We start from the raw sequence: 24,782 nt of genomic DNA on the forward strand, positions 1-24,782 counted from the left end.
TGAAGTTTTTTTCTCGGCATCTGGAGGCTGAAAAACGACGCAGGAAAGCCCGGCACGGCGATGAGTTCCTATATTCCCCTGATCCTGTTCACGGTGCTGACCAATGCGGCGGCGCAACTCATGCTCAAGCGCGGCATGAGCAGTTTCGGCTCCTTCGACATCGCCGGCGACGGGATCGTCGCCACAGTTTTCCGGGTCGTCTTCAACCCGTTCGTCTTCGCGGGCCTGTGCACCTTCGTCGTCAGCATGGCCTCGCATCTGGTCGTGCTGTCCAAGGTGCAGATCAGTTACGCCTACCCGTTCCTGAGCCTCGCCTATGTCGTGGTCGCGGCCTATGCCTATTTCGCCTTCCATGAGGATCTGAGCCCGAGCCGCATCGCCGGCATCGGCTTCATCGTCATCGGCACCATCTTCATCGCACAAAGCTGAGGGGTACCATGGACCTGATCGTTCGCCTGTTCCTGCGCCTCGGCGCCCTGTTCGAGCCGCGGCCCGAAACCATGCTGACGCCGGTTCCCGTGCCGGTGCGGGTTCGTCCGGCGCCCCGGTCGCGCCGATAGGAGCCGGTCATGAAGCATATCATCATCGGCGGCGACGGCTTCGTCGGCTCGCGCCTGGCGGCTGATCTCGCGGCGATGGGCGAGGACGTCCTCGTCGCGGACATCCACAAGAGCAGCCATGCGCATTACGCCAAGGTGCCCTTCGTCCAGATCGACGTGACCAAGGCGGAGAGCGTGGACACGATCCCGCTCTCGCCTGAAGACGTGGTCTACAACCTTTCGGCCAAGATGCTCTCGCCGATCGTCACGCGGGCCGAGCGGCACGATTTCTTCTGGCCGGTCAATTTTCACGGCACGCAGAACATCCTGAGCTGGATGGAGAAGCGCGGCGCCGACCGGCTGGTGCATTTCACCACGGATATGATCTACGGCCATTCGGTCACGGTGCCGCAGGACGAAACCCATCCCGCGCATCCGCTCGGCGAATATGGCGAGAGCAAGCTCGCGACCGAGCGGCTCGCCGAGGAATACCGCGCCAAGGGCTTCAAGATCCCGATCTTCCGGCCGCGACTCATCATCGGGCCCGGCCGGCTCGGCATCCTGGTGAAGCTGTTCAAGCTGATCGACCTCAACCTGCCGGTGCCGATGATCGGCTCGGGGCGTAATCCCTACCAGTTCATCTCGGTGTTCGACTGCGCCAGCGCCTGTGTCTGCGCCTGGAAGGCGGGCTTCCCGAACGAGGCCTATAATCTCGGCTCCGACGAGCCGCCGCCGGTGAAGAAGCTGCTCGGCGACCTGATCAAGCATGCCGGCTCGAAATCGATCCTGCTGCCGACGCCGGCCTCGCTGGTGAAGCTCACGCTCGATGCGCTCGACGCGGTGAACATGCCGATCATGGATCCCGAGCAATACAAGATCGCCGACGAGATCTGTATTCTCGACACGTCCAAGGCCAAGCGCGAGCTCGGCTGGCACCCGAAATACCGCGACGAGGACATGCTGCTCGCCGCCTATACCGAGTATCGCAAGGGCAAGGACGCCCACAAACAGGCGCAGAGGAGCCTCGCCGCATGAGCATGCCCGCTTTCAGCCAGGAGGATGCGCCGGTGAGCGGAGCGCGCCCGCAACTCATCAGCGTCGAGGCTGCCAAGCAGCTCGACGCCGCCCAGGTGAAGGATTTCTTTGCCGCCCATATCAACCCCGGCCAGCTTCATTTCCTCAAGCTGCTCGGCTTCGACAAGATCCTCGTCGATCGCGCCGAGGGCCTGCACTACATCACCAAGGACGGCCGCAAGATCCTCGATTTCTTCGGCGGCTTCTGCTCGGTCGCCTTCGGCCACAACCATCCGCGCATCATCGCGGCCCGGCAGAAGTTCCAGGACGAGAACCGCCATGAGATCTGCATGGCGTTCATGTCGCAATACGCGGCGGCGCTGGCGAAGAACCTTGCCACCATCGCGCCGGGCGATCTCGACATGGTCTTCCTCGGCTCGACCGGCTCGGAGGCGATGGAGGCGGCGCTGAAGGTCGCGGAGCAGGCGCAGGGTCCGGGCAAGTCCAAGATCCTGCATGCGGCGAACTCGTTCCACGGCAAGACCAAGGGCGTGCTCTCGGTCACCGATTCGACGCTCTACCAGTCGCAGTTCAAGCTGGTCGAGAACCGCGTCAAGGTGCCCTTCGGCGACATCCATGCGGTCCGGCAGGCGCTGGAGAACGACCCCTCGATCGGCATCGTCGTGATGGAGACGATCCAGGGCGGCGGCGGCATCGTCGAGGCGCCCGAGGGTTTCTGGCGCGAGTTGCGCGCGCTCTGCGACAAGCACGGCGTGCTCTGGGTCGCGGACGAGGTGCAGTGCGGGCTTGGCCGCACTGGCCAATTCTTCGCCTTCGAGCGCGACGGGGTGGTGCCGGATGTGACCGCGCTCGCCAAGGCGCTCGGCGGCTCCAAGGCGGCGATGGGCGCGATGATCGCTCGCCGCGAGATCTACATGAAGGCCTATGGCAAGCCGAAGACCGCGCTGATCCATGCGCAGGCGACTTTTGGCGGCATGGGTGAGGCCTGCGTCTCCGCCATCGAGGCCCTCAACGTCCTCTATGACGAGGATCTGATGGGCAATGCGAAGCGGCAGGGCGACTATCTGATCGAGCGCCTGAACGGCCTGCGAGCGAAATACCCGACGCTGCTCAAGGAAATCCGCGGGCGCGGGCTGATGATCGGCATCGAGTTCCAGGACATCAGCGAGACCATGCCTTTCGGGGTCAAGCACATGGTCGCGTTGCTCGACGACAAGCTGAAGGGCTCGCTCTGCGGCTTCGTCGGCGCGCTCTTGCTGAAGGAGCACGACGTGCTCGTCGCCTTCACCGAATACAACCGCAACGTCATCCGCCTCGAGCCGCCATTGATCGTCACGCGCGAGCAGTGCGATCAGTTCCTCGCGGCGTTCGAGGATGTGCTGTTGCGCGGCGTCACCGGCATCGTCACCGGCTACCTGCGCAAGGTCGCTGCCGCCAAGGGCTGAGCGCCCCGATCGACCCGCAACAAAAAAGAGGCCGGCGTAAGCCGGCCTTTTGAGTCTGGGGTCTCGAAACAGGGGCGTCCAGGGAAGCTCAGTAGTAGCCGCAGACCCGGCGGTAGCCGATGACGTTGCCCCAGCGGTCGAAGCGCTCGACCAGGTCGCAGGAGCGAACGGGGGCAGGAGCGTCATAGTAGCCGTAGCCATAGGCGGGGCGGGTGGCGCCGGCGATGATCGCGCCTGCGGCGAGCGCGCCGACCACACCGGCTCCGACGCCCCAGCCATAGCCCCGGTGCCAGCGCGGGCGCGCTTCGGCGCCGGACGCGATCAAGGTGGTGGCCAGGGTCACGGCCGCGAGGGTCGCGGTCAGCGTCTTGCGGAACGTGGTCATGCTCGTCTCTCCCGATCGTTGCGAGAGCGAAGGTCTCGCTCTTCATGCTCATTGGTCGCAGGGAGGAGCGGGGAGGTTCAAAGGCGGTGACGATTATTTTCGCGCGGCCTCAGCCGTCGCTGACACGGCGCCAGAAATCCGAGGAGAAGCCGGGATCGATATGAGTGGCGAAATCGCGCCATTGCGGAAAGGAGGCCTGGAAGGTCGCCGCCGACATGCGGGCATCCTTGTAGGGGTTCACCCGGCCCCCGGCCTCGATCGCGATCCGGTCCAATTCCGTCAGCAGCGCCTCGGTCCGGGCGCCGCGATTGGGGAAATCGAGCGTCAGCGTCGCGCCCTGGATCGGGAAGGACATCAGCCCCGGCGAGCGCTTGGCGCCGAAGAGCTTGAGCACGGTCAGGAACGAGGCCTCGCCGGCAGCGAGCGTCCGGCTCAGCATCTCCTCGACGGCGCGGCGGGCGCCGGCCATCGGCACGGCGCATTGGAACTGCCTCAGGCCCTGCGGGCCATAGGCGCGGTTCCAGTCGCGGATCCGGTCGAGCGGGTAGAAGAACGGCCGATAAGGCACACGCCGTGGCGCCGCCCCGCGCGGCTGGCTGTGACGATAGAGCCAGTTGAAGGCACTGAGCGTCACCCGGTTAATCAGGGGAAAGGGTGGTTCGATCGGAAAGCGCAGGTTGCGGCCGGGCTGTGGCGGCAGGAAGCCGAAATCGGGCGCATGGTTGGCGCGGAAGAAGACGCCGCGGCCGAAGTGCCGGCCGCTGGCGAGGGCGTCGATCCAGGCCACGGTGTAGTCATGCGTCGAGTCGGATTCGGCGGCCAGTCCGAAGAAGCCGTCGAGGCTGTCGAAATGCAGGACCTCCTGCTCCATTGCGGCCGAGCGGATCGGCATGAGCTGGAGCGTCACCTGCGTGATGAGCCCGGTCAGCCCGAAGCCTCCGATGGTGGCGGCGAAGAGATCGGCATTCATGTCCGGCGCGCAAAGGATGCGCTGGCCGTCGGAGCGCATCAGCTCGAAGGCGCGGACATGGCAGCCGAAAGTGCCGGCGGCATGATGGTTCTTGCCATGGACGTCGTTGGCGAGCGCGCCGCCGATGGTCACGAAGCTCGTTCCGGGCGTGACGCAGGGGAACCAGCCGGCCGGAACCACGATATCGAGCAGGCGGTCGAGCAGGAGCCCCGCGCCGCAGGTCAGCAGGCCGGTTTCCCGGTCGAAGGTCTGGACGTTGGCGAGCGAACGCGCATCGATCAGCGAGCCCCGGCTGTTCAGGCAGGAATCGCCATAGGAGCGGCCATTGCCGTAGGCGAGGACGGGGCGGCGGAAGCGATCGGGCCGCTCGATCCAGTCAGCCGCATCGACGATCTCGCTGCCCTGCGCCGAGAGCCCGCCCCAGGAGCGATACGCGCCGCGGGGGACGGTCATGGCAGGATCGTCGCCAGGACCATGATGGCGATGACGACGAGGCCCATGAGCTGGCTGCGCCAGTCGCGGATCATGAAGACCAGCGGATCGTCGGGCATGCCGCCACGGCGGGCCATGAACCAGATGCGCGCCATCTGGTAGAGGACGATCGGGCAGAGCAGCCAGATCAGCTCGGGGTGGCGGTAGAGCTGCTTCACGTTGGCGCTGTCGACATAGAGCGCCATGATCAGCGCACAGGTGCAGCCCGAGGCCATGCCGAGCTGCGAGAGCGCCTCGATATCCTCGACCTGATAGCCGCGCCCGGCCTTCTTCAGGCCGGACTGGTCCGCGGTGATGCGCAATTCGGCATAGCGCTTCACCAGTGCGAGGCTGAGGAAGAGGAACATCGAGAAGGCCAATAGCCAGGACGAGATCGGGACGGCCGCGGCCGCGTTGCCGGCCAGGATGCGCAGCGTGTGCATCGCCGCCAGGCCGAGAACGTCGACCAGCAGCCTGCGCTTGAGAAAGAGGAGATAGGTCAGCGCCAGGAAGAGATAGGCCAGCAGCGCCAGCATGAAGCTCTGTGGCTGCGGCACGAGAAGGACGGTCGAGAACGCGGCGAGCAGGAGCACGGGCACCGCGGCGTAGGCCTGGGCGGCGGTGATCTCGCCGGCGGCGAGGGGGCGCTTGCGCTTGGTCGGATGCAGGCGATCCGCCTCGACATCCTTGATGTCGTTGAGGAGATAGATCGCGGAGGCGATCAGGCTGAAGGCGATGAAAGCGATGACACCGTGCCAGAGGGCCGCCGGGTCGAAGACATCGTGATTAAGCAGGATCGGGACGAAGACGAGCCCGTTCTTGAGCCAGTGATGGGGGCGCATGGCCCGGATCATGGCGGACGCAGACATGTTCGGGCTCCCAGCGCTCCTGCGACATGCGCTGCTTCCCGCCGTACGGGGTAGCAACGGCCGGTTGTACCGGCGCCGGGGTTTTGAGCTGAAAACTCCTAAGCTGACGTGCATGAGCCGCAAAAACGGGCAATGAATTCAACGCCATGCTTAACGGGCGGCTTCCATGATCGCGGAAACCGGCTCCGGAGGCCAAGACGGCTCCGGGGCGTCGGGCATGGACGCTGCTGCCCATGCCCGTCATTCGTTACGCCGCGGGCGCGCGCAGCAGCCGCCGAGCGAAGCGAGGTCGGCTCAGACCTTCGCGGTGCTCGCGGCGGCGTCGATATTGGCGACGAGCTCGGCGTCGAGCCCGAGAGAGCCGGCCAGACCCGCCAGGAAGTCCTTCTCGGCGGGCGTATCCGGATTGATGGCGATGCGCGCGGCCGTATAGATCTGCGCCGCCATCTCGGGTGATGCGGCGGCATCGGCGAGCTGATCGATCGAGGCGGGCTTGGCCATCTCCTTCGTCAGCCAGTCATGCGCTTCGGCATCGAGCCCGGCGTCCTTGAGGCCGCCGAGGATGGCGCCGCGCTCCTGCGCATCGATGTTGCCGTCGGCCGCCGCGGCCGCGATCATGGCGCGGATGAGGGTGAGGGCCGTCGCCTCCGTGGCGGCCTGCGGCTCAAAGCCGCTGCCGGCGGGCGCGGGCAGGATCTGCTGATGATTGCCGTCGAGGAGCGGCTTGCCGGCCTGGTAATTCTGGTAGGCCCTGTAGGCGAGGCCGCCGATAAGGGCCATGCCGCCGAGCTTGGCGGCCGACGCCGCGACCGAGCGGCCGGCGCCGGTGCCGAAGACGAGCGCGCCGAGGCCACCCAGAACGGCGGTCGCCAGGGCCGGATTGCTGGTGAGGACGCCCTTGGCCTGCGCGAGCAACTCGTCGGGCGTCCGTCCGCCGGTGGCGCGGCCGAGCGCATCCGAGGCGCCCTGCTGCACGCCCGTCTGGCGTGCGGCGTCGCCGAGCCCTTGCGTGGCCTGGGTGAGGATCTGGCCGGCGAGGCCGCCGAGCCCGCCTGAGCGCTGAACCTGCTCCGCCAGCCCGCCGAGCACGCCGCTAAGACCGCCCTGCTGGCCCGTCTGCCCGGCAGCCTGGCTGCCGGCGTTGACCAGCGCATCGAGCAGCGATTTGGCGTTGAACATGTCGGTTCTCCCTGACGATTTCGGCTAGGCGCGGATGCGGCCGGTCGGATCAGCCATGCAAAGACGGCCTGACGAAGGCAGGAGTTTGCACAGCTTCGCGCTCAAGTCATCGGCAGCGGCAACAGACCCGGCTCCTTCAGCGTTTCGAGGGCGATCTCGGAACGCACGCGGGCCACGCTCTCATGCGGCATCAGCACTTCGTTCACGAGCCGGGCGAGCTCCTTGAGATCGCCGACGGCGACCTTGAGCAGGTAGTCGGCCTCGCCCGTCAGCGCATGGGCTTCGAGGATCGCCGGGGTCAGACGCACGAGATCGCGGAAGCGACGGGCATTGTCGCGGGAATGGGTGTCGAGCGCGACATGGATGAAGACGATGACGCCGAGGCCGACCGCCGAGGGATCGAGCGCCGCGCGATAGCCCTGGATCACGCCATCCTGTTCGAGACGCTGGCGGCGGCGCGAGACCTGGCTCGCGGACAGGCCGACCCGCTCGGCCAGGGCCGCGTTGGTCAGGGACGCATCCTGCTGCAAGGCATCGAGCAGGCGCCAGTCGAATGCGTCGAGAGCGGTCATTTCGTGCGGCTTTCTCGCTTTTGATGCGAGTATCGTGCGTCATTTTCCGATTTGCAATTCAGTTTGCACGCCACTTGCCGCCAGCTCGCGCGATCATGGCGATCATCTCGAGGAGGAGATCGCTATGGGACCGTTTCCGCATGATGCCGCGCCGCCTGAAATCTCCGAGGCGAATCCGATGGGTACCGACGGCTTCGAGTTCGTCGAGTTCGCCCATCCGGAGCCGGAAAAGCTCGGCGCGCTGTTCGGGACGATGAGTTTCGTGCCGGTCGCGCGCCACCGTTCGAAGCGCGTCACGCTCTACCGGCAGGGCGACGTGAATTTCGTCGTCAATGCCGAGCCGAATTCCTTCGCGCAGGATTTCGCCGCCGCGCATGGGCCATGCGCCTGCGCGATGGCCTTCCGCGTCGTCGATGCGAAGCAGGCCTTCGATCGCGCCGTCTCGCTCGGCGCCGAGCCCTATGTGAGCAGGATCGGCCCCGGCGAGCTCGCCATTCCGGCGGTGAAGGGCATCGGCGGCTCGCTGCTCTATTTCGTCGACCGCTATGGCGAGAAGGGCTCGATCTGGGATGTCGATTTCGAATGGATCGGCGAGAAGAACCCGCATCCCGAGCCGGCGGGGCTGTATTATCTCGATCACCTGACCCACAACGTCCATCGCGGCCGCATGGACCATTGGGCCGGCTGGTACGGCAAGCTCTTCAATTTCCGCGAGATTCGCTTCTTCAACATCGAGGGCAAGCTGACCGGCCTGATTTCGCGGGCGCTGACCTCGCCTTGCGGCAAGATCCGCATCCCGATCAACGAATCCCTCGACGACAGGAGCCAGATCGAGGAATACCTGCGCCAGTACAAGGGCGAGGGCATCCAGCATGTCGCCATGGGCTCGCGCGACATCTATGCCAGCGTCGAGGCCCTGCGCGGCAACGGCCTGCCGTTCATGCCATCGCCGCCCGCGACCTATTACGAGAAGGTCGATGCCCGCGTGCCGAACCATGGCGAGCCGGTTGAGCGGCTCAAGGCCAACGGCATCCTGATCGATGGCGAGGGGGCAGTGGCGCTTGGCGAGAAGGCGGGCCGGATGAGCAAGGTCTTGCTGCAGATCTTCTCCGGCACGGTGCTCGGGCCGATCTTCTTCGAGTTCATCGAGCGCAAGGGCGATGACGGCTTCGGCGAGGGCAACTTCCGGGCCCTGTTCGAATCGATCGAGGAGGACCAGGTCCGGCGCGGTGTATTGAAGCCGGCTACCGCGGCCGAATGACGCCGTCGGCCGTCGCCGTCAGGGCGCGAGCTTGCGCATCAGCAGCGGCGCGCCGATGGCGGGGTCCTTGCGCCACTGGCCGTTCTCGAAGACGAGCTCGGTGCCGTGGCCCCGGCGGGCGACGAGCGACAGCCGCCCGCCGGCATAGCGCCAGCCGACCGGGTCGAAGATGGTGAGGCCGACATCCTGGCAGGAGCCCTCGAAGGCGGTGCCGCCCTGCTGCCCGCCCGCGGCCGGGGCCGAGAGCACGAGACGACAGGCCTCGCGGTTCTGCTGGCGCATCAGGATGTAGCGGCCGGGGACCGTCTCGGGCGCGGGTGCCTGGGCCGGATCGACCGTCGTCTGCCGTTGCGCGGCTTCGGATGCAGCTGCGGCGGCGCCCTGCAGAGCACGGGCGGCGAGGCGCGGATGCCCCTTCCCGGAGAGGCGATAGCCCTTGCCGTCGCTGCCTTTGCCCTCCACCCCAGTTTCGGCGGAGCCGCCCTGAAAGCTCACCACGGCCTTGCCGCCGGCGTCGAGCAGTTGCGGCTGGCCGCTCGCATTCAGCGTCCATGCCGTCGCGCTGTCCAGGATGGGCAGGGCGCGGCGGCAGGTCGCGGGGAAGCGCAACTGGCGGCCGTTTGCGGTCGCTTCCGTGCCGAAGGTGAGGGTGCAGCGGCGCGGCGCGTCGGCGAGTTCGAGCTCCCAGGCGCCGAGCCAGCGCCGGATCGCGTCCGGAGCCTTGTCGGCGCCGCGCGGAAGCGGCGCCGGCTGGGCGGCGGCCGGCAAGCTGCCGGCGCCGAGAAGGAGAAGCGGCAGAAGCCGGCGAATCAGGCCTTTTTCCATGGTGTCTCCGGCACGGGCGTCAGCGGACCCTTGCCATCGAACCATGAAACCATGTTGTCGACCAGAAGCTGGCCCATCGCCTCGCGGGTGTGGACGGAGGCCGAGCCGACATGGGGCAGCAGCACGGCATGCTCGATGGCGATCAGCTCTGCGGGTACGCGCGGCTCGTCCTCGAAGACGTCGAGGCCGGCGGAGAGGATGGTCCTGTCCTTGAGCGCCTTGATCAGCGCCTGCTCGTCGACGACCGTGCCGCGTCCGACATTGACCAGGATGCCATTGGGACCCAGTGCCTTCAGCACCTCGGCGTTGATGATGTGATGGGTCGAGGCGCCGCCCGGCGCGACCGAGATCAGCGTGTCGACATCGGCGGCCATGTCGACCAGCGAGGGATAGTAGGGATAGGACACGTCCGGCTGGCGCGAGCGGCCGTGATAGACGACCGGCAGGCCGAAGGCCTCGACGCGCTGCGCCACCGCCTTGCCGATGCGGCCGAGGCCGACGATGCCGACCTTGCGGCCGCGCAGCGAGGTGGTGAGCGGGTAATTGCCCTTGAGCCACTTGCCCTCGCGCAGGTAGCGATCGACCTGCGGGAGCTGGCGGACCGTGGCGATCAGCAGGCCTATGGCGAGGTCGGCAACCTCGTCGGTCAGCACGTCGGGCGTGTTGGTGACGACGAGGCCGCGCCGGCCGGCTTCGGCCGCGTCGACATGGTCGTAGCCGACGCCGAAGCTGGAGATGACCTCGAGCTTGGGCAGCGCGTCGAACAGCGCGCCGTCGACCCGGTTGTGGCCGCCGCCCGCGGCGACGCCGCGCACGCGATCCGCGACCTCGCGCAGCAGGCCGGCGCGGTCGGCCGCCTTCCACAATTCGTGGACGGTGAAGTGCTGCTTGAGCTGATCGGCGGCATGGGCGATCAGCGGGCCGGTCTGGATGATCTCGGTGCGGTCGGAGGCTGGCATCGTCGTCTGGTCCATCTCTGCGTTGATTCGTGTCTTGTGAATCGATTAAATTCGAATTTAGCCGCCGGGTACCCCTCGGACGGCCTGTGATCGGGCTGCCAGCGTCACGCCGTATCGGCGGGGCTGTTATTTAGTATGCTTTATTCGGGTGATTTTGTCGGGTTCGGCCTGGCTGACATTCACCGATGCCAGCGTCGTGTTCAAGCTGTCGATGACCAGTCCCGCCATGCGCACGGCGGCGAGATCGCCATCGCGCTCGACGATCGCGGCGAGGATGTTTTCGTGATCTGGCAGGGAGGCGATGAAGGCCTCGTCGACGCCTTTCTTCAGCACGAGCGACCATTGCAGGGTGGCGATGACCGCGCTCGACAGGCATTGCAGCGGAGCGTTCTGCGAGGCCGCGAAGATGGCCTCGTGAAAGGCGAGATCGCCGCGCACGCAAGCATCCGAATAGGGCGGATTGTCGATCATGGCCCGCAACGCGGCCTCGATGCGGGCGATGTCGGCGGCGGTGCGGCGCTGGGCCGCCAGCCGCGCCACGCTGGGCTCGACGAATCGGCGTAACTCGAAGAGATCACGGATGAATTTCTCGTTCGGGTCGGCCTCGAAATGCCAGGCCAGGACATCGGTGTCGAGCAGGTTCCAGCGGTCGCGCGGGGCGGCGCGCGTGCCGCTTTTCGGACGTGCCTCGACGAGCCCCTTGGCGGTGAGCACCTTGACCGCTTCGCGATAGGCCGTGCGCGAAACCGAGATGTCGGCGCGCAGGTCGTCCTCGTTGGGCAGGAGCTCGCCCGCGCCGATCCGGCCGCTGATGATCGCGACTGCCAGCCTCTGGGCAACCTGGCCGAAAAGCCTGTCGGGATTGAGCGTCGTCGGCCGCGAGAAATCGCGCATCCGCATCGATCGACCCGTCCTCTCGCTCTGTGCCAATCGCGTTTCCCCTGAACCCGGTTCGACCTGTGTCGCGCTTGACAGCTTTCCGGCTATCGTATGACTTTATCGCAGACGCATGGGGACACAACCGCTCAGGAGAGGCGGGGCCATATGCATCAATCGGTCACAAGAAGCCGATAGGCGACAGCGATGCTCGCGCAGTTGCGAGGATCAAGGGAACGGAAGCAGGGAAGAAAACATGGCATCTGTCCAGATTGCCGACGTGCGCAAGGCCTATGGCTCGACGCAGGTCATCCACGGCGTGGACATCGATATCGACGATGGCGAGTTCGTCATTCTCGTCGGGCCGTCGGGCTGCGGGAAGTCGACACTGCTGCGCATGATCGCGGGGCTGGAGAACATCTCCGGCGGCGAGATCCGCATCGGTCCCAAGGTGGTGAACGACGTTCCGCCGAAGGAGCGCGACATCGCCATGGTGTTCCAGAACTATGCGCTCTATCCGCATATGACGGTCGCCGACAACATGGCCTTCTCGATGAAGCTCCGGAAGGCGCCGAAGGCCGAGATCGAGGAGCGCGTCAGCAAGGCCGCGCAGATCCTGGGCCTCGGCAATCTGCTCGAGCGCTATCCGCGCCAGCTCTCCGGCGGCCAGCGCCAGCGCGTCGCCATGGGGCGCGCGATCGTGCGCGACCCGCAGGTGTTCCTGTTCGACGAGCCGCTCTCCAACCTCGATGCCAAGCTGCGCGTGCAGATGCGCACCGAGATCAAGGAGCTGCACCAGCGCCTGAAGACCACGACCGTGTATGTCACGCACGACCAGATCGAGGCCATGACCATGGCCGACAAGATCGTCGTGATGCATGACGGTATCATCGAGCAGATGGGCGCGCCGCTCGACCTTTACGACAAGCCCGCCAATCTGTTCGTCGCGGCCTTCATCGGCTCGCCCTCGATGAACCTGCTCAAGGGCAAGATCCTGGCGTCGGGCTTCGAGACGGAGGGTGGGGTGGTCTGGCCGGTCGGTCAGCATCCGGCCGATTCGAACGGCAAGGCCGCCGTGTTCGGCATCCGCCCGGAGCATATCCATCTCGATGCCAACGGGCTCGAGGCGGAGGTGGTGGTGATCGAGCCGATGGGCTCGGAGACCCAGGTCGTGGTCCGCTGCGGCGGGCAGAACCTGACCTGCGTGTTCCGCGAGCGCATCACGGCCAAGCCGGGCGAAACCATCCGCATCACGCCCGACACCAGCGTGACCCATCTCTTCGACGCGGCCACCGGCAAGCGTCTTTAGAGGCAATCGCGCGCGGGCCCGTCGCCCGGGCCGCGCGCGGGCGCAGTTTTACGGCGACAATCATGCATGACGAGGGTCCGATGCAGGCCCTCGCGGCTTTTCACGGAGGGAATATCATCATGAGCATTTCGAGACGTGACGTATTGATCGGTGGTGCCGGGCTTGCCGCGGGGGCGAGCCTGCCGCTGGCACCGGCGATCGCGCAGGCCAAGATCGAGCAGGGCGCGACGCTGCGCGTGCTGCGCCCCACCAAGTTCGTCGATCCCGACCAGGCGATCTTCAACGAGAATACCGAAGCCTTCACCAAGGCGACCGGCGTGCCGGTGCGCGTCGATTATGCCGGCTGGGAGGATCTGCGCCCGCAGACGGCGGTGACCGCCAATACCGGCGCCGGCCCCGATGTCGTGGTCGGCTGGGCCGACGATCCGCACATCTTCTCCGACAAGCTGATCGACCTGACCGATATCGCCGAGGATCTCGGCAAGAAATATGGCGGCTGGTACCCGATCGCCGAGAAATACGGCAAGAAGGACAAGACCAACCAGTGGGTTTCGATCCCGATGGGTGCGTCGGGCGCGCCGGCGGTCTATCGTGAATCCTGGGTCAAGGAAGCGGGCTTCGATACCTTCCCGAAGGATCTCGACGGCTTCCTGAAGCTCTGCCGCAAGCTCAAGGAAAACGGCCACCCTGCCGGCTTCGCGCTCGGCAATGCGGTGGGCGACGGCAATGCCTACTGCAACTGGCTCGTCTGGACCCATGGCGGCTACATGGTCGACGAGAACAACAAGGTCGCGATCAACTCGAAGGAGACGATCGAGGCGCTGAAATACGCCAAGGCGCTCTATGAGACCTTCATCCCCGGCACGCTCTCCTGGCTCGACATCAGCAACAACAAGGCGCTGACGGCGGGCGAGATCGGCGTCACCCAGAATGGCGTCTCGCTCTATTTCTCGATCAAGAATTCGAAAGACGAGAAGACCGCCGCCATCGGCAAGGACCTGAACCACGCGACCATGCCGGTCGGTCCGCTCGGGCGGCCGTCGGAGCCGGCGCTGATCATCAACGCCATGGCGTTCAAGCACACCAAATTCCCGAACGCGGCCAAGGAATATCTCCGCTTCATGATGGAGAAGGAGCAGTACGACAAGTGGCTGACCGGCTGCTACGGCTACTGGACCCAGCCGCTGAAGGGCTATGCCGAGAGCAAGGTGTGGTCGAGCGACCCCAAGATCGTGGTCTATCGCGACACCTGGGAGCGGGCGCTGTGGAGCGGCTACAAGGGCTCGATCAACGAGGCCGCCGGCACGGTCAACGCCGAATATGTCGTCGTCCAGATGGTCGCCTCGGTCTGCGCCGGTCAGGCGACGCCTGAGGAAGCGGCGGCGGAAGCCGAGCGCCGCGCCAAGCGCTACTACCGGACCTGAGCCGGAATCCTCACGGCCGCCGGCTCGTCCGGCGGCCGATGCGAGATCGTCGCGCATCCGATCGGACGCAACAACGATGATCTCCTGATGTGTTGTCGCATCCGGTTGTTCCGAAAGATGGGTTCCCCTTTTCGGTCCGATGCCGTAGCCGACCCCAACGCGAGAGCGCCATGGCCGTAGCTGCCGCCGAATTGCGAACCGTCCACAGCCTGCAGCAAAACTGGCTGGTGCGTCTGTTCGACTACAAGCCTTTCCTGGTCTTCCTCTGCCTGCTGCCCGCGGCCGGGTTCCTGCTCGTCTTCCTGAGCTATCCGCTGGGCCTGGGCATCTGGCTCGCGTTCACCGATACGCGCATCGGCCGGGTCGGCCATTTCATCGGTTTCGAGAACTTCCAGTCGCTCTGGTACGACCGGGTCTTCATCACCTCGGTCTGGAACACGATGCTCTATACGGGCGTGGCGACCATCGGGAAATTCGCGCTCGGCCTGTGGCTGGCGCTGCTGCTCAACAACCACCTGCCGATGAAGTCGCTGCTCAGGGCGATCATCCTGATTCCCTGGATCGTGCCCACGGTGCTCTCGGCCATCGCCTTCTGGTGGATCTACGATCCGCAGTTCTCGATCATCTCCTATGTGCTGGTCGACGTGCTCGGCTGGCGCGACAGCTATATCGACTTCCTCGGCCAGCCCTGGCCGGCGCGTTTTTCGCTGATCGCGGCGAATATCTGGCGCGGCATCCCCTTCGTCGCGATCTCGCTGCTCGCCGGCCTGCAAACCATTTCGCCGTCGCTCTACGAGGCGGCGATGCTGGACGGTGCCAATGCCTGGCAACGCTTCCGGCACGTGACTTTCCCGATGCTGATGCCAATCCTGGCGATCGTGCTGACCTTCTCGGTGCTGTTCACCTTCACCGATTTCCAGCTCGTCTACGCCATCACACGCGGCGGGCCGGTGAACGCCACGCATCTGATGGCGACGCTCGCCTTCCAGCGCGGCATCCCAGGCGGCCAGCTCGGCGAGGGCGCGGCGATCGCGGTGGCGATGATCCCGTTCCTCGTGATGGCGACGCTGTTCAGCTATTTCGGCCTGTCCCGGCGCAAATGGCAGCAGGGGGAAGAGAATGACTGATCAAACCCTCAGTGCGCGTCCGCATCTCAAGGACAGGGAGCGCGAAGGCGTCATCGATTGGTCGTCCGGCCCGCGGCGCCTCCTCACGCTCTACCTGCCGCTGTCGCTCTTCCTCCTCGTGCTGCTGTTCCCGTTCTACTGGATGGCGATCACGGCGATCAAACCGAACGCCGAGCTGCTCGACTACAAGAACAACAACCCGTTCTGGGTGAAGTCGCCGACGCTCGAGAACATCAACAGGCTGCTGTTCCAGACCGATTATCCGCAATGGCTCTGGACCACGATGATGGTCGCGGCGGTGGCGACGGCGCTCTCGCTGTTCTCCAGCGTGCTCGCCGCCTATGCGATCCAGCGGCTGAGGTTCAAGGGCTCGCAATATGTGGGCCTGGCGATCTATCTCGCCTATCTCGTGCCGCCCTCGATCCTGTTCATCCCGCTGGCGACGCTGATCTTCCAGTTCGGCCTGTTCGACTCGCCGCTGGCGCTGATCCTGACCTACCCGACCTTCCTGATCCCGTTCTGCACCTGGCTCCTGATCGGCTATTTCAAGTCGATCCCCTACGAGCTCGAGGAATGCGCGATGATCGATGGGGCGACGCGGCTGCAGACCTTGTGGCGCATCACCTTGCCGCTCGCCATGCCCGGCCTGATCTCGGCCGGCATCTTCGCCTTCACCCTGTCCTGGAACGAGTTCATCTATGCGCTCGCCTTCATCCAGTCGGCGGAGAAGAAGACGGTGCCGGTCGCGGTGCTGACCCAGCTCGTCGAGGGCGACGTCTATCACTGGGGCTCGCTAATGGCCGGCGCGCTGCTGGGCTCGATTCCCGTGGCGATCCTCTACTCCTTCTTCGTCGACTACTACGTGGCGTCGATGACGGGTGCGGTGAAGGAATGAGGCCGATGCGCCGGCGCCGCTTGTCCGGCGCCGGGCATCCGCGCTCAACTCATGGTGCTGCATGCGTGGCATGCGAGCTCCGAGAAAGTACCTGACTTATGCCAGACACGCCGATTTCCAGCATCGCCTTCATCGGGCTTGGCGCGATGGGTGCGCCGATGGCCGAGAACCTGGTCAAGCGGCAGTTCCGGGTCACCGGCTTCGACATGCGGGAGGCGGCGCGCGACGCGCTGGCTGCAGCTGGCGGACAGGCTGTCCCAAATGCGGCCGAGGCGGCCAAGGGCGCCGATGCACTGGTGCTGATGGTGGTCAATGCCGCGCAGGCGCGCGCGGTGCTCTTCGAAGCCGGGGCGCTCGCGGCGCTGGCGCCGGATGCGACGGTCATCCTGATGGCGACCTGTCCGCCGGGCGAGGCCGAGGCGATCGCGGCGGAGGTCACGAAGACCGGCCGGCATTTCATCGACGCGCCGGTCTCCGGCGGCGTCAAAGGCGCGCAGGGCGGGACGCTGACGATCATGGTCGGCGCGGCGCCGGAGAGTTTCGCACGGGCAAAGCCGGTGCTCGATGCGCTCGGCGACAAGGTCTTCCATGTCGGCGAGAAACCGGGGCAGGGCGCGACGGTGAAGACCGTCAACCAGCTCCTCTGCGGCGTGCATATCGCGGTCGCGGCCGAGGCGCTGTCGCTGGCGGAGAAGGCCGGCATCGACGGACGCCTGCTCTTCGAGATCATGGGCGGCTCGGCGGCATCCTCCTGGATGCTCAGGGATCGCGGCCCGCGCATGCAGGAACCCGACCCGGTCGTCGCCAGCGCCGTCGACATCTTCGTCAAGGATCTCGGCATCGTGCTCGATGCCGGGCGCGCAGCGAAGGTCGCGCTGCCGCTGGCGGCATCGGCCCATCAGATGTTCCTCGCGGCCTCGGGGCTGGGCCATGGCGGGCGCGACGATTCGCAGGTCGTGCGGGCCTATCGCGCCCTCAACGCCAAGCCCGCGAACGATGCCTGAAGGCTCAGCGGGGCGGACAGGTCGTCCCGCGCAGGACGAGTTCGGGCGTCAGCAGCAGGCGCTGCTGCGGCGCGGCGGGCTCGGCGATGCGGCGCAGCAGGAATTCCGCCGATTTGGCGCCCATCTGGTTCTGGAAATTGTGGATCGTGGTGAGCGCCGGAAACCATTGCGCCGCCTCCTTCACGTCGTCGCAGCCGACGATGGAGAAGTCGACGCCGGCCTCGCGTCCGCGATGGCGCAGGCCGAGCATCGCGCCGAAAGCCGAGAGGTCGTTCATGCAGATGGCGGCGGTCGGCGGTGCGGGAGCGTCGAGCACCTGCTGGATGCCCTTGAGCCCGTTCTCGCGCGTGCCGTAGGCGAAATAGATCAGCGCGGGGTCGATCGACAGGCCATGAGCCGTCAGGCCCTCGCGATAGGCGTGATAGCGGTTGCGCCCGGTCGAGATGCTCTCATTGGCGCAGAGGAAGGCGATCCGGCGGTGGCCGAGCCCGATCAGATGCTCCATCGCCTGGAGGATGCCATGGCGGTCGTCCGCGCCGACGAAATCGAGGCCGAGCCCCGGCACTTCGCGCGAGAGCTGCACGATGGGCACGCCTGCATCGACGAGGTGGCGCAGGCTGTCGGCCGTGCTGCCGCCCGCCGGGCAGAGGATCATCCCGTCGGGCCTGTACTCGGCCAGGGAGTTCAGCACGCGCTCCTGCCGCTCAAGATCCTCGGCATAGGTGCCGAGCAGGATCGAGCGGCCATAGGCTGCCGTGGCTCCGTCGATCGCCGCCAGCAGCTCGGCGAAATACGGATTGGTGATGTCGTGAAAGCCGACGCCGATGATGTTGGTGCGGTCGGTGCGGAGCGCCGCGGCACTGCGGTTGTAGCTGTAGCCCATCTGGCGCGCGATCTCGCGCACGCGGCCGCGCGTCGCCTCGGCGACCAACGGGGAATCCCGCAGGGCCAGCGAGACCGTCGCCGTCGAGACCGACAGATGGTCGGCGATGATCTGAAGAGTGACGCGGCTGCGGCCGGCGGGGGGCGTGGGGCTTGGCGGGGACGGGCCGTCGGCGTTCATCAGGGGTCCAGGTCAAGGGCTGGCCTCGTCAAGCGTCCCGAAGCCAGTCGTTTCGTCGATATCTCTGCCGTTCGCATACTCATACAGACAAGCAGGAGAATATGAAAATGAGCGCTGGCAAGGAAGCGATCGGCTTTATCGGCGTCGGGCTGATGGGCCAGGGCATGGCCGCCAATCTGGTCGCGAAGGGCTTTCCGCTGACCGTGATGGGGCACCGCAACCGCAAGCCGGTCGAGGATCTCGTTGCGGCCGGCGCCGTCGAGGCGAAGACGCCGGCGGAGCTGGCGGCGCGCTCCGGCATCATCTTCCTGTGCGTCACCGGCTCGGCGCAGGTCGAGGAGGTGCTCAAGGGCGAGAGCGGCATCATCGCCGGGGCGAAGCCCGGCACGATCGTGGTCGATTGCTCGACCTCCGATCCGACCGTCACGGTCCGGCTGGCCGCCGAGCTCGAGGCCAAGGGGTTGCACCTTGCCGATGCGCCGCTCGGCGGCACGCCGGCACAGGCCGCGCAGGGCCAGCTCTCGGCGATGATCGGCGCCGCGCCCGAGGTGTTCGCCCGGATCAGGCCGGCCTGCGAGGCCTGGGCGCAGAAGATCGTCCATCTCGGTCCCGTCGGCGACGGGCACAAGATGAAGCTGATCAACAACTTCCTCTCGATGGGCTATGCCGCGATCTATGCCGAAGCGCTGACGCTCAGTCAGAAGATCGGCATCACGCCGCAGACCTTCGACAGTGTGATCCGGGGCAGCCGAATGGATTGCGGCTTCTACCAGACCTTCATGCAATATGTGCTGGAGCGCGACCGCGACGCGCACAAATTCACCCTCGTTAACGCGTTGAAGGATGTGCGCTATCTGGAAGGCGTCGCCAACGCGGCCGGCGTCGCGAACCCGATCGGCAATGCCGTGAAGAACAGCTACGCCAACGCCGTCGCCAGCGGGCGGGGCGGGGATTACGTGCCGATGATCTCGGACTGGATCGCGGAACTCAACGGCGTCTCGCTCGCCGCGAAGGGGTGACGCTTCAGGGGTTTGCCAGCAGCCGCGAGAGGCTGTCGGAGAGGCCGGTGCTGCCGACGGGGGCGGGGAGGGCGAAATCGCCGCTCTGCGGTTTCGCCGGCGGCTCTCGCAGCGCTTCGAGCAGCATCGTCACCCCGGCCTCGGCCGAGCAGATCACCGGCACGGAAACATGCGGCTGGACGCGCGCGGCAAGGCCGGCGAGCCCGGCTCCGCCGAGGATGACGGCGCCGGCACCGTCACGCGCCACGGTCCGGTTGCAGGCTTCCGCGAGCAGGGTGACAGAGCCGTCGGGATCGCGCGCGATGTCGGCGCCGGTCGGCGCCACGGTCTCGACCGCGGCGAGCCGGCCAGCAAGCCCGAGCGAGCCGAGGAACTCCCGCAGCATCGGCCCCCAGCGCTCGCCGCCGGTCACGATCGAGAAGTGTTCCGCCTGCCGGGCCGCGAGCCGGCTCGATGCCTCCGCCATGCCGATCACGGGCACGCGCGCCAGCTCCTTGAGGGCGAGGAGGCCGGGATCGCCGAAGCAGGCGAGATAGACGCCGTCGCAATCCGCGCGGTGCTCGGCGAAGGCGTCGAGCGCCGCATGGGCCGCGATGGCGGCGGCGCTGCGGCTGGCGATGTATTGCGCGCCGAAGCGGCCCGTGACCGGGACGAGCGTCGTCTCCGGCGGCAGATGCGGCTGGATAGCCCGCACGACCAGCGCCGTCATCTCCGGCATCGTATTCGGGTTGATGAGGAGGAGGCGCATCTGGGCTTTCGGGGAAGCGTCGAGAGGAGGCAGGGCGGGCTGCTCGCAGCCCCGGTGAGCTCAAGCGCCGGCACCATAATGCGGATCCAGGCGGCCGTCAGCTCAGCCGTGGCTGTGGCCTGCCCCTTGGGGCGATGATGCGCCTAGAAGCGATCGGCCGCGAAGGGCTTGAGATCGCAGAAGGGTGGGGTGCCGGTCATCGCTTCCGCCAGAAGCCGACCGGTGGCCGGACCCAAGGTGAAGCCGTGATGAGCGTGGCCGAATGCAAACCACAGGCTGCGATGCCGGGGAGCCCGGCCGATGATCGGCAGCATGTCGGGCAGGCAAGGGCGCGCGCCGCGCCAGGGCTCGGCATCGAGACGCTGGCCGAGCGGCATGATCCGCCGTGCGATCTCCTCCGCGCGATCGAGCTGCCAAGTGTCCGACGGCTCGTCGCGGCCGGCCAGCTCGATGCCGGTGGTCAGGCGAATGCCGCGCTGCATCCGGCTCAGAACGAAACCCGCCTGCGCATCGCAGAGCGGATATTGCGGCGCCGATTCGTCCGCGGCGGCGTAATGCATATGATAGCCGCGCTTGAAGCCGAGCGGGAAACGGTAGCCGAAGCCTTTACAGACATCGCCTGACCAGGGCCCCAGCGCGACGACGACCTCGGAGCCCCGCCAGGTTCCGGCATTGGTTGGGAGGTGCCATTCCGCGCCTTCCTGACGCAAGGCGAACGCATCCGCCTTCGCCAGCGCGCCGCCGCGCGCGGAGAAGAGTTCGGCATAGGCGCGCGTCACCGCGCCGGGATCGCGGACCGTCACCGGATCGCGCCAATGCACGGCGCCGGCTGCGGCATCGGGCAGCAAGGCAGGCTCCAGGCTGCGCAGGGCCTCACGCTGGAGCACGTCATAAGCAAGCCCGTAGCCACTCAGCTCTGCCGCCGTTCGAACCGCCTGGGCGAGGGCGCGCGGGTCGCGATAGAGCTCGATCCAGCCCCCGCTCCGCATCAGCGCCTCCGTGCCCGCGGCTTTCGTCCAGTGCCGGTGCTCGTCGATGCTGCGCTCGATCAGAGGCAGGACGGCGCGGCCCAGCCTGTCGAGGCGGTCCGGTGCCGAGTTCCACCAGTAGCGCGCCAGCCAGGGCGCCATCCGCAGCAATGTCGCCGGCCGGTAGCGCACGGCGATGGAGCGGTTCGAGGCGAAGGCGGCGAGTGTCGCGAGATCGCGGGGAAAGGCATAGGGAACGACGGAAGAGCGCTCGATCAGCCCGGCATTGCCATGACTGGTTTCGGCTCCCGGCTCGCCGCGATCGACCAGCAGGACGGTGCGGCCGCGCTCCTGCAGATGCAGGGCGGTGCTGACACCGATGATGCCGGCTCCGAGCACGATGACATCGGCCTGTCCTGTCGCCATCGCCATTCGAATCCGTCCCCGAAGCCCATGTTCGGGACATAGCCGAGCCCTAATTGAATCGTCTTTGCAAGCCGTTCACCGACATCAAGATGCGCGAGGCGACCGCCTTCGCCGTCAACCGGAAGGAGATCCTGACCAGCCTCTCTGGCGGCAATCTCCTTGCGGCTAATATGTGGGGGGCGTGATGGCGCTCACGATCTCGCTCGGCTCGTCGGCGGCATTGCGGAAGCGGTGCGGTTCGCGGCTGTCGAAATAATAACCATCGCCGGGGTGGAGGATTGCCGTCCGGCCCGAGACGGTCACCTCGACCGCACCACGGATGACGAGGCCGCCCTCCTGGGCCGAATGAAAAAAGGCCTCGCCCGTATCGGCCCCGGGAGCGTAGGTTTCATGCAGCATCAGCATCGAGCGGTTGGGAAATCCGGTCCCGATCACGCGGTAGGAAATGGCGTCCGCACGACCGATTTCCGCCATCTCCGCAGCTCGGCAGAACGGATTTGGCGGCGATACTGCATTAAAGTCCAGAAAAAAGCCCGATAGGGTCGTGCCGAGCGCGTCGAGCACCGCATGCAGCGTGTCGAGGGACGGGCTGATCAGGTCCCGCTCGATCAGCGAAATCGAAGAGTGGGACACGCCCGAGCGCAGGGCGACGGCGCGCACGCTGAGCTTGCGGCGTTGGCGCAGCTCCCTCAACCGGTCGCCGATCTTCATGGAAGGCCTCCTTCACGCGGGCGCCGCATCTGAGCGCAATTGGTGATTATCTTCAACACACCCAGGTGCCCTCCTTGCGTCGCTGCCATGCGGCGGGGAAGCTTGCCGCCCATTCCCGCCCACTGGAACACGCCGCATGCCCAACTCCGCCCCCGCCCTGGACGCCCGGATCACGCGCATCAAGGCCCCCCAGCGCAGCGCCTGGAGCGACAACACTCCCGTCGAGACCACGGTGAAGGCCGTTCTGGATCATGTGCGGCGCGATGGCGACGCCGCTCTGCGGCATTATTCACGCGAGTTCGACAAGCTCGATATCGAGGCTTTCGAGATCACGCCGGCGGAGCGCGCCGCTGCGCTCGACGGGCTCGAGAAGCAGACCCGTGCCGATACCGAATTCGCCATCGAGCGTGTGCGGGCCTTCGCCGAGGCGCAGCGCAAGACGCTGCTTCCCCTGGAGATCGAGGCGCTGCCGGGGCTGCATCTCGGCCATCGCATCATTCCGATCGCGCGCATCGGCGCCTATGTGCCGGGCGGACGCTATCCGCTGCTCTCGGCGCCGATCATGACGATTGTGCCGGCCAAGGTCGCCGGCTGCGACGAGGTCGTCGCCTGCCTGCCCCCGGGAGCGCATCCGGCGATGATCGCGGGCTGTCACCTTTCAGGCGCCGACCGGATCTTCCGCGTCGGCGGCGCGCAGGCGATCGCCGCCATGGCCTTCGGCACGGAAAGTATCCCCGCGGTCGACAAGATCGTCGGCCCGGGAAACGCCTATGTGAACGAGGCCAAGCGGCAGGTCTTCGGCCTGGTCGGCATCGATCAGCTCGCCGGGCCGAGCGAGATCTTCGTCGTCGCCGACGAGACCGGCGATGCGGTGACGATCGCGGTCGATCTGCTGGCACAGGCGGAGCATGACGTGCGCACCCGCGTCGGCCTGATCACCACGGATCGCGGCCTGGCGGAGAAGGTGCTCGTCGAGATCGAGCGCCAGCTCGGCAACCTCTCGACGGCGCCGGTCGCCGCCGCGGCCTGGCGCGACTATGGCGAGATCGCCGTCTGTGCCGACGAGGCGACGATGCTGGCCTATTCGGACCAGATCGCCGCCGAGCATCTGGAGGTGCATACGCGCGACGCGCATGCAACGGCCGCGAAGCTGCGCAATTACGGCTCCATCTTCATCGGCGTCGCCGCGAGCGTGGTCTATTCGGACAAATGCTGCGGCACGAACCACACGCTGCCGACCATGGCGGCCGGGCGCTATACCGGCGGCCTCTGGGTCGGCTCCTACCTCAAGACCTGCACGCATCAATGGCTGGACGAGCGTGGCGTCGCGGCCGTGGCCCCGCCGGCCATGCGCCAGAGCGCCAGCGAGGGGCTCGAAGGGCACCGCCGCGCGGCGGCGCTGCGTCTGGCGCCCGCGCAATTGTTGAGCGAGATCGGCGCCTGATCAGCAAGAAGATTTCCGTAGCGTGATGCTGCGAAGCGAGGTCCAATACGGGCAAGGTAGCCGGCATTCCGCGAGGGGCGGAGCAGCCGGATCAGAACGGGAGAAGACCATGACATCGTTGAAGGCCCTATTCGCAGGCTCGACGCTCGCGGCTGGACTGATGCTCGCCGGCCTCGGCACGGCGGCTGCCCGCGACCTCACCGTCGTCTCCTGGGGCGGCAACTACCAGGACGCGCAGCGCAAGATCTACTTCAAGCCCTTCGCCGAGAAGACCGGCAAGCCGGTGCTCGACGAATCCTGGGATGGCGGCGTCGGCGTCGTCCAGGCGAAAGTGAAGGCGGGGACGCCGAACTGGGACGCCGTGCAGGTCGAGGCCGACGAGCTCGCCATCGGCTGCGCCGACGGCCTCTACGAAAAGCTCGACTGGAACAAGCTCGGCGGCAAGGACAAGTTCCTGCCGAGCGCCGTCAGCGATTGTGGCGTCGGGGCGATCGTCTGGTCGACGCTCTTGTCCTACGATTCCGAGAAGCTGAAGACCGCGCCGACCTCCTGGGCGGATTTCTGGGACACCAAGAAGTTCCCGGGCAAGCGGGCCCTGCGTCGCGGGCCGAAATATGCGCTCGAATTCGCGCTGATCGCCGATGGCGTCGCGCCGAAGGACGTCTACAAGGTGCTGCGCGACAAGGGCGGCGTCGACCGCGCCTTCAAGAAGCTCGACGAAATCAAGTCCGATATCGTCTGGTGGGAGTCGGGCGCGCAGCCGCTGCAACTGCTGAAATCCGGGCAGGTCGTGATGACCTCGGCCTATAACGGCCGCATCAGCGGCATCAACAAGACCGAGGGCACCAAGTTCAAGACCGTCTGGCCGGGCAGCATCTACGCCGTCGACAGCTGGGTGATCCTGAAGGGCAGCCCGAACAAGGACCAGGCGATGGATTTCATCGCTTTCGCCAGCCTGCCGGAAAACCAGTCCAAGCTGCCGCAGGACATCGCCTACGGCCTGCCCAACAAGGCCGCCGCGGCCGCCGTCCCGGCCGACCTGGCCGCGGACCTGCCGACCGCGCCGCAGAATCTCGAGAATGCGATCGCGATCGACGTCGACTACTGGAACGACAACATCGAAGACCTGACCAAGCGCTTCAACGCCTGGGTCGGCAAGTAGGTCGGCAAGCGAATCGGCGAGCGGGGCGGCCAGCAGCCGTCTCCGCTTCGCCGTGCTTCATGCAGAGAGCCCCGGGCGCGCCACGTGCGTCCGAGG

At 66.5% G+C, this 24,782-nt stretch carries 26 protein-coding genes; 14 read left to right on the top strand and 12 right to left on the bottom strand.

Annotated elements, in window-relative coordinates; translation table 11 throughout:
* Positions 1-60 precede the first annotated feature (60 nt).
* Genes GY40_RS15395 through GY40_RS15405 form a run of 4 tightly spaced genes read left to right on the top strand, consistent with a single transcriptional unit; the run spans position 61 to position 3,019 of the window.
* Complete coding sequence (locus tag GY40_RS15395; RefSeq protein WP_038364371.1) at positions 61-429, top strand: DMT family transporter; 369 nt, start codon at positions 61-63, stop codon at positions 427-429.
* An 8-nt stretch (positions 430-437) separates the two neighbouring features.
* Positions 438-560, top strand: coding sequence for a hypothetical protein (locus tag GY40_RS28495; RefSeq protein WP_260368443.1), 123 nt, complete (start codon positions 438-440; stop codon positions 558-560).
* A 9-nt stretch (positions 561-569) separates the two neighbouring features.
* A complete protein-coding gene (locus GY40_RS15400; protein WP_038363608.1) occupies positions 570-1,574 on the top strand; it encodes an NAD-dependent epimerase/dehydratase family protein in 1,005 nt (334 codons plus the stop codon).
* The gene (locus GY40_RS15405; protein WP_038363610.1) at positions 1,571-3,019 is read left to right on the top strand and encodes an aspartate aminotransferase family protein; all 1,449 of its coding nucleotides are present in this window, start codon (positions 1,571-1,573) and stop codon (positions 3,017-3,019) included. Before GY40_RS15400 ends, GY40_RS15405 begins: the two co-directional genes overlap by 4 nt.
* An 88-nt stretch (positions 3,020-3,107) precedes the next feature.
* Here GY40_RS15405 and GY40_RS15410 read toward each other — a convergent pair whose 3' ends face one another.
* The 5 genes from GY40_RS15410 to GY40_RS15430 all read right to left on the bottom strand — a co-directional run bounded on the left by GY40_RS15410 (position 3,108) and on the right by GY40_RS15430 (position 7,465).
* Positions 3,108-3,404 (bottom strand): hypothetical protein, encoded by a 297-nt coding sequence (locus GY40_RS15410; protein WP_038363611.1) that lies wholly within the window; start codon positions 3,402-3,404, stop codon positions 3,108-3,110.
* A 109-nt stretch (positions 3,405-3,513) separates the two neighbouring features.
* Entirely contained in the window at positions 3,514-4,827 is a 1,314-nt protein-coding gene (locus GY40_RS15415; protein ID WP_038363614.1) for an FAD-binding oxidoreductase, read from the bottom strand.
* The gene (locus GY40_RS15420) at positions 4,824-5,828 is read right to left on the bottom strand and encodes a UbiA family prenyltransferase (RefSeq protein WP_081925424.1); all 1,005 of its coding nucleotides are present in this window, start codon (positions 5,826-5,828) and stop codon (positions 4,824-4,826) included. The genes GY40_RS15415 and GY40_RS15420 overlap by 4 nt, the downstream gene beginning before the upstream one ends.
* Positions 5,829-6,008: 180 nt before the next feature.
* Positions 6,009-6,893 carry a tellurite resistance TerB family protein gene (locus tag GY40_RS15425; protein ID WP_038363618.1) on the bottom strand — a complete coding sequence of 295 codons (885 nt, stop codon included), beginning with the start codon at positions 6,891-6,893 and terminating at the stop codon, positions 6,009-6,011.
* 101 nt (positions 6,894-6,994) lie between these two features.
* Complete coding sequence (locus GY40_RS15430; RefSeq protein ID WP_038363621.1) at positions 6,995-7,465, bottom strand: Lrp/AsnC family transcriptional regulator; 471 nt, start codon at positions 7,463-7,465, stop codon at positions 6,995-6,997.
* Positions 7,466-7,589: 124 nt separating this feature from the next.
* On the opposite strand from GY40_RS15430, the gene hppD reads away from it, so the two are divergent.
* Positions 7,590-8,726 (top strand): 4-hydroxyphenylpyruvate dioxygenase, encoded by a 1,137-nt coding sequence (hppD, locus tag GY40_RS15435; protein ID WP_038363623.1) that lies wholly within the window; start codon positions 7,590-7,592, stop codon positions 8,724-8,726.
* 18 nt (positions 8,727-8,744) lie between these two features.
* Here hppD and GY40_RS15440 read toward each other — a convergent pair whose 3' ends face one another.
* From GY40_RS15440 to GY40_RS15450, 3 genes are all read right to left on the bottom strand, one after another.
* Entirely contained in the window at positions 8,745-9,551 is an 807-nt protein-coding gene (locus tag GY40_RS15440; protein WP_038363628.1) for an AprI/Inh family metalloprotease inhibitor, read from the bottom strand.
* Positions 9,536-10,510 carry a 2-hydroxyacid dehydrogenase gene (locus GY40_RS15445; protein ID WP_038364373.1) on the bottom strand — a complete coding sequence of 325 codons (975 nt, stop codon included), beginning with the start codon at positions 10,508-10,510 and terminating at the stop codon, positions 9,536-9,538. Before GY40_RS15445 ends, GY40_RS15440 begins: the two co-directional genes overlap by 16 nt.
* Before the next feature lie 126 nt (positions 10,511-10,636).
* A complete protein-coding gene (locus tag GY40_RS15450) occupies positions 10,637-11,410 on the bottom strand; it encodes a FadR/GntR family transcriptional regulator (protein ID WP_081925426.1) in 774 nt (257 codons plus the stop codon).
* Between the two features lie 232 nt (positions 11,411-11,642).
* Between GY40_RS15450 and ugpC the strand changes: the two genes are divergently transcribed.
* From ugpC to GY40_RS15475, 5 genes are all read left to right on the top strand, one after another.
* Positions 11,643-12,695, top strand: a complete 1,053-nt coding sequence (gene ugpC / locus GY40_RS15455; RefSeq protein WP_038363631.1) for an ABC transporter ATP-binding protein — start codon at positions 11,643-11,645, stop codon at positions 12,693-12,695.
* Positions 12,696-12,808: 113 nt separating this feature from the next.
* Entirely contained in the window at positions 12,809-14,119 is a 1,311-nt protein-coding gene (locus GY40_RS15460) for an ABC transporter substrate-binding protein (protein ID WP_112763748.1), read from the top strand.
* Between the two features lie 170 nt (positions 14,120-14,289).
* Positions 14,290-15,246: a carbohydrate ABC transporter permease gene (locus GY40_RS15465; RefSeq protein ID WP_038363634.1), complete on the top strand. Its 957-nt coding sequence runs from the start codon at positions 14,290-14,292 to the stop codon at positions 15,244-15,246.
* Positions 15,239-16,141 carry a carbohydrate ABC transporter permease gene (locus GY40_RS15470; protein WP_038363636.1) on the top strand — a complete coding sequence of 301 codons (903 nt, stop codon included), beginning with the start codon at positions 15,239-15,241 and terminating at the stop codon, positions 16,139-16,141. The genes GY40_RS15465 and GY40_RS15470 overlap by 8 nt, the downstream gene beginning before the upstream one ends.
* A gap of 98 nt (positions 16,142-16,239) precedes the next feature.
* A complete protein-coding gene (locus GY40_RS15475) occupies positions 16,240-17,145 on the top strand; it encodes an NAD(P)-dependent oxidoreductase (protein WP_038363639.1) in 906 nt (301 codons plus the stop codon).
* A gap of 4 nt (positions 17,146-17,149) precedes the next feature.
* Here the strand turns inward: GY40_RS15475 and GY40_RS15480 are convergent, their stop codons facing one another.
* Positions 17,150-18,208, bottom strand: a complete 1,059-nt coding sequence (locus GY40_RS15480; RefSeq protein ID WP_038363641.1) for a LacI family DNA-binding transcriptional regulator — start codon at positions 18,206-18,208, stop codon at positions 17,150-17,152.
* Between GY40_RS15480 and GY40_RS15485 the strand changes: the two genes are divergently transcribed.
* Positions 18,181-19,227 carry an NAD(P)-dependent oxidoreductase gene (locus GY40_RS15485; RefSeq protein WP_282568286.1) on the top strand — a complete coding sequence of 349 codons (1,047 nt, stop codon included), beginning with the start codon at positions 18,181-18,183 and terminating at the stop codon, positions 19,225-19,227. The two genes, GY40_RS15480 and GY40_RS15485, sit on opposite strands and share 28 nt — an antisense overlap.
* Before the next feature lie 4 nt (positions 19,228-19,231).
* Here the strand turns inward: GY40_RS15485 and GY40_RS15490 are convergent, their stop codons facing one another.
* Positions 19,232-19,975 (bottom strand): aspartate/glutamate racemase family protein, encoded by a 744-nt coding sequence (locus GY40_RS15490; RefSeq protein ID WP_038363647.1) that lies wholly within the window; start codon positions 19,973-19,975, stop codon positions 19,232-19,234.
* A 143-nt stretch (positions 19,976-20,118) separates the two neighbouring features.
* On the bottom strand, positions 20,119-21,369 hold the full coding sequence (locus tag GY40_RS15495; protein ID WP_038364378.1) for an NAD(P)/FAD-dependent oxidoreductase: 1,251 nt from the start codon (positions 21,367-21,369) through the stop codon (positions 20,119-20,121).
* A 53-nt stretch (positions 21,370-21,422) separates the two neighbouring features.
* Here GY40_RS15495 and GY40_RS28500 point away from each other — a divergent pair, with 53 nt between their 5' ends.
* Positions 21,423-21,554, top strand: a complete 132-nt coding sequence (locus GY40_RS28500; protein WP_260368441.1) for a hypothetical protein — start codon at positions 21,423-21,425, stop codon at positions 21,552-21,554.
* Here GY40_RS28500 and GY40_RS15500 read toward each other — a convergent pair.
* On the bottom strand, positions 21,535-22,080 hold the full coding sequence (locus tag GY40_RS15500) for a cupin domain-containing protein (protein WP_038363650.1): 546 nt from the start codon (positions 22,078-22,080) through the stop codon (positions 21,535-21,537). The genes GY40_RS28500 and GY40_RS15500 overlap by 20 nt on opposite strands.
* A 136-nt stretch (positions 22,081-22,216) precedes the next feature.
* On the opposite strand from GY40_RS15500, the gene hisD reads away from it, so the two are divergent.
* Both hisD and GY40_RS15510 read left to right on the top strand, forming a co-directional pair.
* Complete coding sequence (gene hisD, locus GY40_RS15505) at positions 22,217-23,524, top strand: histidinol dehydrogenase (RefSeq protein ID WP_038363652.1); 1,308 nt, start codon at positions 22,217-22,219, stop codon at positions 23,522-23,524.
* A gap of 160 nt (positions 23,525-23,684) precedes the next feature.
* The gene (locus GY40_RS15510) at positions 23,685-24,686 is read left to right on the top strand and encodes an ABC transporter substrate-binding protein (protein WP_051988178.1); all 1,002 of its coding nucleotides are present in this window, start codon (positions 23,685-23,687) and stop codon (positions 24,684-24,686) included.
* Positions 24,687-24,782 lie beyond the last annotated feature (96 nt).

The organism is Allobosea sp. UNC402CLCol, assembly GCF_000745475.1.
In the GTDB taxonomy this organism is placed as follows: domain Bacteria; phylum Pseudomonadota; class Alphaproteobacteria; order Rhizobiales; family Beijerinckiaceae; genus Allobosea; species Allobosea spartocytisi.

Coding starts and splice junctions, on each gene's coding strand:
- GY40_RS15395 (WP_038364371.1), top strand. CDS start 61: ATGAGTTCCTATATTCCCCTGATCCTGTTCACGGTGCTGACCAATGCG.
- GY40_RS28495 (WP_260368443.1), top strand. CDS start 438: ATGGACCTGATCGTTCGCCTGTTCCTGCGCCTCGGCGCCCTGTTCGAG.
- GY40_RS15400 (WP_038363608.1), top strand. CDS start 570: ATGAAGCATATCATCATCGGCGGCGACGGCTTCGTCGGCTCGCGCCTG.
- GY40_RS15405 (WP_038363610.1), top strand. CDS start 1,571: ATGAGCATGCCCGCTTTCAGCCAGGAGGATGCGCCGGTGAGCGGAGCG.
- GY40_RS15410 (WP_038363611.1), bottom strand. CDS start 3,404: ATGACCACGTTCCGCAAGACGCTGACCGCGACCCTCGCGGCCGTGACC.
- GY40_RS15415 (WP_038363614.1), bottom strand. CDS start 4,827: ATGACCGTCCCCCGCGGCGCGTATCGCTCCTGGGGCGGGCTCTCGGCG.
- GY40_RS15420 (WP_081925424.1), bottom strand. CDS start 5,828: ATGCACGTCAGCTTAGGAGTTTTCAGCTCAAAACCCCGGCGCCGGTAC.
- GY40_RS15425 (WP_038363618.1), bottom strand. CDS start 6,893: ATGTTCAACGCCAAATCGCTGCTCGATGCGCTGGTCAACGCCGGCAGC.
- GY40_RS15430 (WP_038363621.1), bottom strand. CDS start 7,465: ATGACCGCTCTCGACGCATTCGACTGGCGCCTGCTCGATGCCTTGCAG.
- hppD (WP_038363623.1), top strand. CDS start 7,590: ATGGGACCGTTTCCGCATGATGCCGCGCCGCCTGAAATCTCCGAGGCG.
- GY40_RS15440 (WP_038363628.1), bottom strand. CDS start 9,551: ATGGAAAAAGGCCTGATTCGCCGGCTTCTGCCGCTTCTCCTTCTCGGC.
- GY40_RS15445 (WP_038364373.1), bottom strand. CDS start 10,510: ATGCCAGCCTCCGACCGCACCGAGATCATCCAGACCGGCCCGCTGATC.
- GY40_RS15450 (WP_081925426.1), bottom strand. CDS start 11,410: ATGCGGATGCGCGATTTCTCGCGGCCGACGACGCTCAATCCCGACAGG.
- ugpC (WP_038363631.1), top strand. CDS start 11,643: ATGGCATCTGTCCAGATTGCCGACGTGCGCAAGGCCTATGGCTCGACG.
- GY40_RS15465 (WP_038363634.1), top strand. CDS start 14,290: ATGGCCGTAGCTGCCGCCGAATTGCGAACCGTCCACAGCCTGCAGCAA.
- GY40_RS15470 (WP_038363636.1), top strand. CDS start 15,239: ATGACTGATCAAACCCTCAGTGCGCGTCCGCATCTCAAGGACAGGGAG.
- GY40_RS15475 (WP_038363639.1), top strand. CDS start 16,240: ATGCCAGACACGCCGATTTCCAGCATCGCCTTCATCGGGCTTGGCGCG.
- GY40_RS15480 (WP_038363641.1), bottom strand. CDS start 18,208: ATGAACGCCGACGGCCCGTCCCCGCCAAGCCCCACGCCCCCCGCCGGC.
- GY40_RS15490 (WP_038363647.1), bottom strand. CDS start 19,975: ATGCGCCTCCTCCTCATCAACCCGAATACGATGCCGGAGATGACGGCG.
- GY40_RS15495 (WP_038364378.1), bottom strand. CDS start 21,369: ATGGCGACAGGACAGGCCGATGTCATCGTGCTCGGAGCCGGCATCATC.
- GY40_RS15500 (WP_038363650.1), bottom strand. CDS start 22,080: ATGAAGATCGGCGACCGGTTGAGGGAGCTGCGCCAACGCCGCAAGCTC.
- hisD (WP_038363652.1), top strand. CDS start 22,217: ATGCCCAACTCCGCCCCCGCCCTGGACGCCCGGATCACGCGCATCAAG.
- GY40_RS15510 (WP_051988178.1), top strand. CDS start 23,685: ATGCTCGCCGGCCTCGGCACGGCGGCTGCCCGCGACCTCACCGTCGTC.